Raw genomic sequence first — 10,333 nt, 5'->3', positions numbered from 1 at the left:
CTCGCGGCCTGGCAGCGCTTCGGCATGCCGGTCCGCCGCACCGCCTGACGCCGGGGCCGGCGCGCGGCCGGCCCCGGCGCGGCGCTCACGGATCGATCGAGGCCTTCATCTGCGCCGCCGTCGGCCGTGGCGCGTTCTGCGACAGCGGGCGCATCTCCCCCGCCGCCGCGTCGAAGGCGATGCCGAGCAGGTCCGTCATGCGGAACATGTTCGCCACGCGCCCGAGCGTGGGCGTGAAGAAGGGGTCGCGCAGGATGGAGATGCGGCTGCCCTCGATCGCGCGGTGGAACACCTCGGCGACGATCCGCCCGCCGATGCTGCCCATCTTCCCGCCGTTCAGCCCCGCTTCGCGCAGCACGTAGAACCAGAGCGGCGTCGCGGTGACGAGTTCGTCCTGCAGCGCCTGGGGCAGGCCGGTGAACTCGCTGCCCAGGATCTGCGCCGAGGTCAGCGGCGTTATGGCGATGCCCGCGTTCTGCATCGCCTTCACCACTTCCTGCGCGGTGGCGAGCCGCACCATCCGCCCGCGCACCAGGTTGCGGAAGGCGAGGTTGCGCTGCGCCGCCGGCACGCCCACGCCGCCGCCCCGTGCGCCGAAGGACCCCAGCGGCAGCAGCTTCAGCGGGTCGGTCAGGCGGATGTCGATCGGCCGCGCCATGTTCACCGCATGGCCGGGCTCGGGGGCCAGCGCGGGCACGCCTTCGTTGGCGAAGTCGAACATCCGCGTCCAGTCGGAGACCCAGTTGGTGGGCAGCCGCTCGAATTCCCCGTCGAGCGGATTGTTGAGGTCCGATGGCTGGTTCGGGTCGGCGCTGCTGAAGGGCGAGAGGTTGCCGCTGGTGCCCGAGAAGCGGAACAGGTTGTCGAGCGTGCCGAAATCGCCGATCGCCCCGCCGGGGGCGAACACCGCGTTCCAGTCGTACTTGTCGCGGATCATCGAATGGCCGAGCCGGTAGGCCGCGACCGAGAATTCCACGGGCATGGTGGGGAAGCCGGTGGCACCCACCTCGAAGAAGCGGCGGCCGACGCTGAAGACGTCGGTCACGATGGCGGGGTCGACGATGCGCGGCAGGAAGTCGAAGCGCAGCATCCACTGGTAGTGCTTGACCACCGTCTCCCGCGCGCGTTCGAACAGCACGGTGGACGGCGTGCCCGCCACGGCGAGCCGGTCGCAGACCTTGTTGTGGAAGCGCAGGAAGGCGAGGTGCGTCTGCGCCACGGCGAGGTTCTCGTCGTTGCGCGGGTCGGCGATCAGCGCCTGGCGCGCTTCCTCGACCGGGCCCGCGGCACCCTTGCGCGGCAGATCGAAGCCGTCGAGGTCGAGCGTCGCGACGGGCGTCGCCGGCGGGCCCGAGGATTTCGTCGTGCCGAGCTTCAGCCGCACGCCGTCGGCCTGGTAGAAGGCGGCGGAGGAGGCCGCGCCCGGCCCTTCGCCATAGACGCTGTCGAGGTCGAGGGCGGGGCTGCGCGCCTGCACCAGGTCCTCGACCGGGACGCTGCCGCCGAAGCCCACCTGCGTGCGGTCGCGCGTCAGGTCGTGGTCGACGAACTGGCCCAGATAGGTGAAGCCCGCGGGGATGGGGCCGTCCGTGTCGGGTGCGGCTTCCGTCATCTTCCCGGCCAGCGCCTCGAGCAGCGCGTCGGATGCTGCCGGCGTGCCGGTTTCCACGATGCGGGAGAAGCGGAAGGCGCGCGCTTCCTCGGAAGGCGTCGCGGGGCGCTCGACCTCCCCGCAGATCGTGCCCTTGTTGGCGAGATAGTAGTGGATGCGGTTGTGACGCTTGGTCATTGCAGAGGCTCCCTTGGCTGTTGGCCGGGCCTGCCCTCGCCCGTGGGGTGGGAGTCCTAGGCGCATCCGTTCCGGGGAAATGTGAGGAACTGCACAACCTGGGGTTATGCGGATCCATGCCCCGCACGCGGCGCAGGGCTGGCAGCGTCGCGCGGCTGGCCTAGGCTGCTCGCCTGAAGCGGCGCCCGACGCGCCGCGGCTTCCGGGAGGAACCGACATGCGACTGCCAGCCCTTACCGCCGCGCTGTTCTGCGTGGCCCTTCCGGCCTTCGCACAGACCGCGAGCCCGGGGCCGACCCTGTCCGCCGTGCGGTCCCGCGACGCGCTCATCTGCGGCGCGCATCCGGGCGCGCCGGGCTTCGGCGTGCTGGACAGCCAGGGCATCTATCGCGGGCTCGATGCCGATACCTGCCGCGCCGTCGCCGCGGCCGTGCTGGGCGATGCGAACAAGGTGCGCTGGGTGGTGCTGTCATCCCAGGCGCGGCTGCCCGCGCTGCAATCGGGGCAGGTGGACGTGCTCTCCCGCACCACGACCTGGACTCAGACGCGCGACACGGCGAACGGGCTGAACTTCACCGCGGTGAACTTCTACGACGGGCAGGGCTTCCTCGTGCGCCGCTCGGCCAACGTCCAGCGGGCGCGGGACCTCGCCGGCGCGACGATCTGCGTCACCTCCGGCACCACCAACGAACTCAACCTCGCGGATTGGGCGCGGTCGAACAACGTGCAGGTGCAGCCGCTGGTGTTCGACCAGAACGAGGAGACGCGCAACGCCTACATCAACGGCCGCTGCGACGCCTTCACCACCGATGCCTCCCAGCTCGCCGGCATCCGCTCCGCGCTGCGCGTGCCGGAGGAGCACATGATCCTGCCCGACATCATCTCGAAGGAACCGCTCGCACCCGCCGTGCGGCACGGCGACGACCAGTGGTTCGACATCGTGCGCTGGACCGTCTACGCGCTGATCGAGGCGGAGGAGCTCGGCATCACCCAGGCCAATGTGGACCAGATGCTGGCCAGCCCGAACCCCGCCATCCGCCGCCTGCTGGGCGTGGCGGGCGACCACGGGCCGCTGATGGGGATCGACCGGCGCTGGGCCTACAACGCCATCAAGGCGGTCGGGAACTACGGCGAGATGTTCGAGCGGAACCTCGGCCGGGGCTCGCCGATCGGGCTGCCGCGCGGCGTCAACGACCTGTGGACGCGCGGGGGGCTGATGTACGCGATGCCGGTGCGCTGACGCGCCGGCGGGCTTGAACCGCGCGGCGCGCACGGCCATCTGCGCGTCACGGTCCGGGCCCCTCTGGCGCCGCCGGCCCTTCGGGCGGCGGCGCGATGTCGGACCTCCACCATGGCGGGCGCGCCTGTCGCGCGCCCGCGGCGGAGAGGAGGCATGTCGCCATGCGCGATCCCATGACGTTATCCAGCGTGCCCGCCGTGCTGCGCGGCTTCGGCGCGGCGCTGCTGCTCGTCGGGCTGGCGGGCTACCTGCTGCCCGCACCACCCGTGCACTGGACGGCGCTGATCCCGGCGGGGCTCGGCGTCGCGGCGCTGCTGCTCTCCTTCGCCGGGCGGTGGCCGCGGCTTGCCGCAGCGGGCGGGGCGCTGCTGTGCGCCGTGGCCTTCGCCGGCGGCGGTTCGGCGCTGGCGCAGGTTCCTGCGCTGCTGGACGGGCAGGCGGGGGCGGCTATCGCATCCCGCGCGGCGACGGCTTCGCTCGCGATCCTGGCCCTGGCGGGCCTCGTCATCGCGCTCCGGCGCGACATGCGGGGCGCGACGGCATGATCTCAGACATCATCGCCTTCCTCGTGGCGACCTTCCTGGTCGCGCCGCTGCAATCGACGATCGAGGATCGGCTCGCCGCGGCGCGGGCGCCGGCGGCCGTCGTCGCGCAGGTGGAAGCCTGCGCGACCGCAGCACTTCCCGCCCTCGTCGAGCGCGCCTCGGCCGAGCCCTGGTGGGCCGTCCGCACCGCCTTCGGCGCCTGGATCGGCACGACGAGCCCGGAGGCCGTGCTGCGCCAGGCAGCACCCGAATGCGGCGCCGTGCTGAACGCCGCGCGGACGGCGATCGAGAGCTGAACAGGCCCCCTTGAATCCGGCGCGCGGGGGAACGATCTCGCGCGCCATCCGGATCCGGGCCCCTCTGGCGGCGGGGAGACATCCCGCCGCGATGTCGGATCCTTCACCTGCCGCGCCCGCGCGGCATCTGGAGGAACTGACCCGTGGATGCGTTCCTGTTCGCCGACTGGCTCGGCAAGCCCGCCTGGATGTGGCTCGCCTTCATCGGCATCGTCGTCGCGCTGCTCGTCTTCGACCTCGGCGTGCTGAACCGCAAGGTGCGGGAGATCCCGGTCTCCCAGAGCCTGTGGATGTCGGCCTTCTACATCGCCGTCGCGGTCGCCTTCGGCGGCTGGGTGTGGTGGGAACTCGGGCCCGAGCGCGGGATGGAGTACTTCACCGGCTTCGCGGTGGAGAAGACGCTCGCCCTCGACAACGTCTTCGTCATCTCGCTCATCTTCACCTACTTCGCGATCCCGGCGCTGTACCAGCATCGGGTGCTGTTCTGGGGCATCCTCGGCGTGATCGTGCTGCGCGCGATCATGATCGGGCTCGGCGCGGCGCTCGTGTCGCAATTCGCCTGGGTGATGTGGATCTTCGGCGCCTTCCTGCTCGCCACCGGCGTGAAGATGCTGGTCGTCGCCGACAACATGCCGAAGATCGAGGACAACCCGGTGCTGCGCTTCATGAAGCGCCGCTTCCGCGTGACCAACGAACTGCACGGGGAGAAGTTCCTGGTGCGCCTGCCCGACCCGAAGTCCGGCAAGGTCGCCGTGTGGCTCACGCCGCTGATGCTCGCCCTGGTGCTGGTGGAGATCGCCGACCTGATCTTCGCGGTGGACAGCGTGCCGGCAATCTTCGCCATCACGCAGGATCCCTTCATCGTCTACACGAGCAACATCTTCGCCATCCTCGGCCTGCGCGCGCTGTACTTCGCGCTGGCCGCGATGGTGCACCGCTTCGCCTACCTGAAATACGCGCTGTCGCTCGTGCTGATCTTCATCGGGCTGAAGATCTTCTGGAACCAGCTCTTCGGGAAGCTCGATCCGGCGATCGGCCTCGGCGTCACCTCGGCGCTGATCGCGGGCGGCGTGGTCTTCTCGCTGTTCAAGACGCGCGGGGCGAGGGCGTAGGCCTCACCGCCGCTCATAGACCAGGCGGGCGCGGATCGTGCCTTCGATCGCGCGCAGATCCTCGAGCACCGCCTCCGCCTGGTCGCGCGCATTGTCGCTGTCGATGACGACATAGCCGACGCCGCCGCTGGTCTGGAGGAACTGCGCGCTGATGTTGAGGTGGCGGCGCGCGAAGGCCTCGTCCACCTGCCGCAGCACACCGGGAACGTTGCGGTGCACATGCAGGTAGCGCGCGCCCGACGGCCGCGCCGGCAGCTGGACCTGCGGGAAGTTCACCGCGCCGAAGGTCGCCCCCGTGTCGGAGTACTCGATCAGCTTGCGGCTGACTTCCTCCCCGATCCGCCACTGCGCCTCCCCCGTGCTGCCGCCGATATGCGGCGTCAGGATCACGTTGGGCAGGCCCTGCAGCGGGGTGACGAAGGGTTCGCCGTTGCGGGCGGGCTCGACGGGGAAGACATCGACGGCCGCACCCAGCAGGTGGCCGTCCTTCAGCGCGGCGGCCAGCGCCTCGAGATCCACGACCGTGCCGCGCGCGTTGTTGACCAGCACCGCGCCCTTCTTCATCGCGCGCAGTTCGGCCGGGCCGATGATGTTCATCGTCTCGGGCGTCTCGGGCACGTGCAGCGTGACCGCGTCGGATTCCGCCAGCAGCGCGTGCAGCGACGTCATGGGCTGGGCGTTGCCGTGCGGCAGCTTGCCGGTGTGGTCCCAGTAGATCACCCGCATGCCGAAGGCTTCGGCCAGCACGCTCAGCTGGCTGCCGATATTGCCGTAGCCGACGATGCCGAGCGTCTTGCCGCGGACCTCCCAGGAATTGGCCGCCGACTTGTCCCATTCGCCGATATGCGCGGCGTTCGACTTGGGGAAGATGCCGCGCATCAGCATCACGATCTCGGCCAGCGTTAGTTCGGCGACGGAGCGCGTGTTGGAAAACGGCGCGTTGAACACCGGCACGCCGCGCATCGCCGCTTCGTCCAGCGCCACCTGGTTGGTGCCGATGCAGAAGCAGCCGATCGAGAAGAGCCGGTCCGCGGCCTCGATCACCTCGGCCGTCACCTGGGTGCGGGACCGGATGCCGAGGATGTGGACGCCTTTCAGCGCCTTGATCAGCGCCGCCCCGTCCAGCGCCTTCGATTCCCGCTTCACGTTCGTGTAGCCGGCATCGGCCAGCCGCTCGACCGCGCTGTCGGAAATGCCTTCCAGCAGCAGGATTCGGATCTTGTCCTTGGGCAGGGACAGGCGGGCAGGGGACATGGCGGGGCCCTCGGGGCGGAAAGGGGCCGCTTCCTGCGCCGGATGAGGCGCGGGCACAAGGGGCACCCTTGCCGGGCCCGCCCGCCCCCCGTCATGCTGCGCCGCAGCGGCCGGCTGCACAGGGCCGCAGGGGATGCTTCATGGACGCTGCCTATCTATCCGAATGGGCGAACCTTCTGCTGCGCTGGCTGCACCTGATCGCCGGCGTCGCCTGGATCGGGACGTCCTTCTACTTCATCGGCCTGGACAACCAGCTGGACCGGCCGAAGGACGGCAATCCCCGCGTGGCCGGGGAGCAATGGTCGATCCATGGCGGCGGCTTCTACCACAAGCAGAAATACCTCGTCGCGCCGGAGCGCCTGCCCGAGAAACTCCACTGGTTCAAATGGGAAGCCTATTGGACCTGGATCAGCGGCTTTTCGCTGTTCGTGCTGATCTACTGGGGCCAGGCCTCGACCTACCTGGTCGATCCCGCGGTGCTCGACATGCCGGCCTGGCTCGCGGTGCTCATCAGCGCGGCGATGCTTGCGGGCGGCTGGGTCGCCTATGACCAGGTGTGCCGGTCCAAGATCGGGGAGAACGAGGCGCTGCTGGGCGCGATCGGCGCCGCCGCGCTGGCCGTCACCGCCTTCGTCGCCTGCCACATCTTCGGCGGTCGCGGCGCCTTCCTCCAGGTGGGTGCCATGACGGGCACGATCATGGTCGCGAACGTCGCGATGGTCATCATGCCGGGCCAGCGCAAGATGGTCGCGGCGATGCAGAAGGGCGAGGCGCCGGACCCGAAATACGGCCGCTGGGGCAAGCAGCGCAGCGTGCACAACACCTACCTGACGCTGCCCGTGCTGTTCATCATGATCTCGCCGCACTACCCGATGACCTACCAGTCCCGCTGGAACTGGGTGGTGCTGCTGGCGATCGGCCTCGCCGGCGCGCTGGTGCGGCAGTATTTCGTGCTGCGGCAGAAGGGGCGGAACGCGGCCTGGCTGCCGGCTTGTGCTGCCGCCGTGGTCGCGCTGCTGATCTGGACCGGCGCGCCGGAACGCCCGAGCGGGGCCGCCGAGGCGCCGCCCTTCGCCGAGGTGCAGGCGATCGTCGCCGCGCGCTGCGTGTCCTGCCACGCGGCGCGGCCGACGCAGGAAGGCTTCGCCGCGCCGCCCAAGGGCGTGATGATGGAGACGCCGCAGCAGATCCGCCGCTGGGCGGCCTCCATGCGCCAGCAGGTGCAGACCGAGGCGATGCCGCCGGGCAACCTCACCGAGATCACGGCGGAGGAGCGTGCGAAGCTGCTCGCCTGGGTCGCGGCCGGCGCGCCGACCGACTGAATGGAGGAGGATCCCATGGCAGGCAACGGACCGGGCACGCTATCGACGCATGTACTCAACACCGCGCAGGGCGTCCCCGCCGAGGGCGTGCGCGTCGAACTCTGGCGGCTCGACCCCGAGCCCGCGCAGGTGGTGGAAACGGTGACCAACGCCGATGGCCGCACGCGCGACCCGCTGCTGCCGCCCGGCACCTTCCGCGCCGGGCGCTACGAGCTCCGCTTCCACATCGGCGCATACTTCAAGGGGCGCGGCATCGCGCCGGAGCCGCTGTTCCTGGATGTGGTCAGCGTGAATGTCGGGCTCGCCGACGGGCGCGGGCACTACCACGTGCCGCTGCTCTGCACGCCCTGGTCCTACACGACCTATCGGGGGTCGTGAGGCGTCAGTGCACCTTGCACGCGGTCCTCGCGGTCAGCCGCTCATCGAGCGCGGTCAGCACGCCGGGGGGCAGCCCCCAGGCGCGAAGATGCGCCATCAGCGCGGCGACCATCGGCGCGTTCGCCTTCGCATCCGCGTCCGGCAGGGCCGTGTATCCGGCAAAGCCTGTGGCCTTTCCGACCGAGAAATAGGTCGCGTCGCGCGTGTGGCGCTTCCGCGGCCCGTGCAGCGCGTTGCGCGCGACCATCGCCTTCTCGAGCGTCCGGCCGGCCGCCATGTTTGACTCCGGCGGCGCGGCCAGCATCCGCACATAGCCGAGGCCGCCCATCGCGCCCGCCTTCTTCGGGAAGACATGATCGATATGGACATTCGCGCCGCCGAGCCCCGGCGCGCCGAGTTCGCGCTTCGCGAAGCGCTCGAAGGCGTCCCGGTAGCCGGTCTTGCGCGGGTCGAGCCAGAGCTGCGGCAACCGCGCGCGGTCCGCCGGGCGCCAGACGAAGCCCTCGCTCCAGGCGAGGTCCGGCGTGGGCTCGATCTGCCCGTCATACTTGCCCTGATCGAGCAGATGCGCGAGCAGCAGCGCATCGCGGTGCCTGATGCCGATCAGCGCGTGGTCGGTCGCGAACTCCGTCACGAAGTCATCGACCTGCCGCTTGACCCAGGCCGGCTGCATGGGGCTCTCCTCCGACGTCGCGGGCGTGGCGGCCGTTGTGCCACGCGCAGCGCCCGCGCGCGGTGACGTGCTTCACACCCTGATCAGCCCGCCCTGCGGCGCGGCCGCCTCGCTGCCTGGGAAGGCCCGCGCCACGGCCTGCGCGGGCAGGCGGAGGTGGTCCCGCAGCAGCCCCTTCGCGAGCGCGCGCAGGTCCGAGGTCGGCGCCAGGTCCCGCCCCTGGAACAGCTGCGGCTCGGCCAGGCCCGGCCAGGTGCCGCCGACCCGCCCGCCCGCGACCGCGCCGCCGACGACGAAGGCGACGCCCCCGGTGCCGTGGTCCGTGCCCGCCGTGCCGTTGACGCGCACGGTGCGGCCGAATTCCGTCACCACCAGCACGGCGGTGCGCCGCCAATGCGCGCCCAGCGCCTCCTTCAGCGCCGCCAGCCCTTCATCCAACTGCGCGAGCGGCGCGTTCAGCCGGCTCGCCTGCTGCGCATGGGTGTCCCAGCCGGAGAGTTCGAAGGCCGCGACGCGCGGCCCGTCGGCCTGGGAGAGCAGCCGCCCCGCGGCCAGCGCCAGCGCGCGGAAGGCGCCGCCCTGGGCGGGGCGGATCGCCGCATCCTCCCCCAGCGTGCCGGTGGCATAGCCGCGCACGCGCAGCCCTTCCGCGATGGCCGGGCCCGTCACCGGGTCGGCGGCGTTCAGTTCGGCGACGCGGGCAAAAAGGTCGGGCGGCGGCGTCGCGCTGCCGCGCGGGGCGAAGTTGCCGACCGGCGTCGCGCCGCGCATCAGCAGCGGCATGTCGGTGCCGACCGAAAGCCCCGCCGGCTGCGCCCCGGCGCGCGCGGGGATGGCAGCCAGCGCGCGGTTCAGCCAGCCGCTGGACAGCCGCTGGTCGGCGCCCGATTCCAGCAGATCCTGCGCGTCGAAATGGCTGCGGGTGCGCCAATGGCCGGCGACGGCGTGGACCAGCAGCGCCTCCCCCGCGCCGAACATGGCGTGCAGGGCGGCAAGGCGCGGATGCAGCCCAAATCTGTCTCCAAGGTCGAGCAGCCCGCCCTCCTGCCCCGGCTCTGGCAAGGCAAGCGGCCCGCGCAGCCCGGCGAAGGCCGGATCGCCATAGGGCTGGACGGCATGCAGGCCATCCATCCCGCCGCGCAGCAGCACGACGACGAGCCGCGCTTCCCCCGGCGCCTGGGCGAAGGCGACGCGCGCCTGCGGCAGGGCGAGGGCGGCCGAAAGCCCGAGCAGCGCCGTGCGGCGCCCGAGGGCGGGGAGATGCGCGCTCATCGCCGGTGGAACTCCGGGCTGGTCAGGACAAGGGTCAGTGCTTCCCGCGCCGAGCCCGCGCGGGCGGCGGCGCGCAACGTCTCGGGCCGGACGAGCGGGCCGAGCACCGCATCGGCGAGCCCCGCCGCATCCCGTTCCGCCCCGCGCGCGGCGAGGCCATTGGCCCATTCGACACGGCGGAGCATCGCCTCGGGCGCGGCCCATTCTGCCGCCGCGTCGGGCCAGCCGATCGGCGCGCGGGCGTTCCAGATGGGCTGGCCGAGATATTGCAGCGTGCCGATCGCCCGTTCGGCGATGGCGGGCGGCGCGGACAGCGCCCGCAGCACGGCGAGCACGTAGTCGGTCGGCGGCCGCAGCTTCGACAGCGGCGGGGCCCAGGCCTCGGGCAGGGCGACCAGCGCGCGGGCGGCAGCGCCCAGGTCGCCCCCGCTGTCGCGCAGCGCCGCCTCGAC

Annotated in this window: 11 protein-coding genes; 6 read left to right on the top strand and 5 right to left on the bottom strand. The window is 71.5% G+C overall.

Features of this window, described 5'->3' with window-relative positions; translation table 11 throughout:
• Positions 1-85: 85 nt before the first annotated feature.
• Entirely contained in the window at positions 86-1,789 is a 1,704-nt protein-coding gene (locus tag HW577_RS13720) for a peroxidase family protein (protein WP_198376699.1), read from the bottom strand.
• Positions 1,790-2,006: 217 nt separating this feature from the next.
• On the opposite strand from HW577_RS13720, the gene HW577_RS13715 reads away from it, so the two are divergent.
• The 4 genes from HW577_RS13715 (at position 2,007) to HW577_RS13700 (ending at position 4,982) form a co-directional block, all read left to right on the top strand.
• Positions 2,007-3,029, top strand: coding sequence for an amino acid ABC transporter substrate-binding protein (locus HW577_RS13715; RefSeq protein WP_198376698.1), 1,023 nt, complete (start codon positions 2,007-2,009; stop codon positions 3,027-3,029).
• A 161-nt stretch (positions 3,030-3,190) separates the two neighbouring features.
• A complete protein-coding gene (locus tag HW577_RS13710; RefSeq protein WP_198376697.1) occupies positions 3,191-3,574 on the top strand; it encodes a hypothetical protein in 384 nt (127 codons plus the stop codon).
• Positions 3,571-3,870 (top strand): hypothetical protein, encoded by a 300-nt coding sequence (locus HW577_RS13705; RefSeq protein ID WP_198376696.1) that lies wholly within the window; start codon positions 3,571-3,573, stop codon positions 3,868-3,870. The genes HW577_RS13710 and HW577_RS13705 overlap by 4 nt, the downstream gene beginning before the upstream one ends.
• A gap of 143 nt (positions 3,871-4,013) precedes the next feature.
• Positions 4,014-4,982: a TerC family protein gene (locus HW577_RS13700; protein ID WP_332837689.1), complete on the top strand. Its 969-nt coding sequence runs from the start codon at positions 4,014-4,016 to the stop codon at positions 4,980-4,982.
• 3 nt (positions 4,983-4,985) lie between these two features.
• Here the strand turns inward: HW577_RS13700 and serA are convergent, their stop codons facing one another.
• Positions 4,986-6,236: a phosphoglycerate dehydrogenase gene (serA, locus tag HW577_RS13695; RefSeq protein WP_198376695.1), complete on the bottom strand. Its 1,251-nt coding sequence runs from the start codon at positions 6,234-6,236 to the stop codon at positions 4,986-4,988.
• A 140-nt stretch (positions 6,237-6,376) separates the two neighbouring features.
• Between serA and HW577_RS13690 the strand changes: the two genes are divergently transcribed.
• Together HW577_RS13690 and uraH are read left to right on the top strand one after the other, a co-directional pair.
• A complete protein-coding gene (locus HW577_RS13690; protein WP_198376694.1) occupies positions 6,377-7,558 on the top strand; it encodes a urate hydroxylase PuuD in 1,182 nt (393 codons plus the stop codon).
• Positions 7,559-7,573: 15 nt separating this feature from the next.
• Positions 7,574-7,936: a hydroxyisourate hydrolase gene (uraH, locus tag HW577_RS13685; RefSeq protein WP_198376693.1), complete on the top strand. Its 363-nt coding sequence runs from the start codon at positions 7,574-7,576 to the stop codon at positions 7,934-7,936.
• 4 nt (positions 7,937-7,940) lie between these two features.
• Here the strand turns inward: uraH and HW577_RS13680 are convergent, their stop codons facing one another.
• The 3 genes from HW577_RS13680 to HW577_RS13670 form a co-directional block, all read right to left on the bottom strand.
• A complete protein-coding gene (locus tag HW577_RS13680; RefSeq protein ID WP_198376692.1) occupies positions 7,941-8,609 on the bottom strand; it encodes a hypothetical protein in 669 nt (222 codons plus the stop codon).
• A 72-nt stretch (positions 8,610-8,681) separates the two neighbouring features.
• Positions 8,682-9,881 (bottom strand): DUF1501 domain-containing protein, encoded by a 1,200-nt coding sequence (locus HW577_RS13675; RefSeq protein ID WP_198376691.1) that lies wholly within the window; start codon positions 9,879-9,881, stop codon positions 8,682-8,684.
• Positions 9,878-10,333: DUF1800 family protein (locus HW577_RS13670; RefSeq protein WP_198376690.1), on the bottom strand; the 456-nt coding region annotated here is incomplete at its 5' end. The genes HW577_RS13670 and HW577_RS13675, both read right to left, overlap by 4 nt.

The organism is Neoroseomonas rubea (genome assembly GCF_016106015.1).
Taxonomy (GTDB): Bacteria; Pseudomonadota; Alphaproteobacteria; order Acetobacterales; family Acetobacteraceae; genus Neoroseomonas; species Neoroseomonas rubea.
This window is presented reverse-complemented; position numbering and strand designations above follow the sequence as displayed.

What these genes read in the sequence shown, in the direction of transcription:
- HW577_RS13720 (WP_198376699.1), bottom strand. Translation starts at nt 1,789, where the DNA reads ATGACCAAGCGTCACAACCGCATCCACTACTATCTCGCCAACAAGGGC.
- HW577_RS13715 (WP_198376698.1), top strand. Translation starts at nt 2,007, where the DNA reads ATGCGACTGCCAGCCCTTACCGCCGCGCTGTTCTGCGTGGCCCTTCCG.
- HW577_RS13710 (WP_198376697.1), top strand. Translation starts at nt 3,191, where the DNA reads ATGCGCGATCCCATGACGTTATCCAGCGTGCCCGCCGTGCTGCGCGGC.
- HW577_RS13705 (WP_198376696.1), top strand. Translation starts at nt 3,571, where the DNA reads ATGATCTCAGACATCATCGCCTTCCTCGTGGCGACCTTCCTGGTCGCG.
- serA (WP_198376695.1), bottom strand. Translation starts at nt 6,236, where the DNA reads ATGTCCCCTGCCCGCCTGTCCCTGCCCAAGGACAAGATCCGAATCCTG.
- HW577_RS13690 (WP_198376694.1), top strand. Translation starts at nt 6,377, where the DNA reads ATGGACGCTGCCTATCTATCCGAATGGGCGAACCTTCTGCTGCGCTGG.
- uraH (WP_198376693.1), top strand. Translation starts at nt 7,574, where the DNA reads ATGGCAGGCAACGGACCGGGCACGCTATCGACGCATGTACTCAACACC.
- HW577_RS13680 (WP_198376692.1), bottom strand. Translation starts at nt 8,609, where the DNA reads ATGCAGCCGGCCTGGGTCAAGCGGCAGGTCGATGACTTCGTGACGGAG.
- HW577_RS13675 (WP_198376691.1), bottom strand. Translation starts at nt 9,881, where the DNA reads ATGAGCGCGCATCTCCCCGCCCTCGGGCGCCGCACGGCGCTGCTCGGG.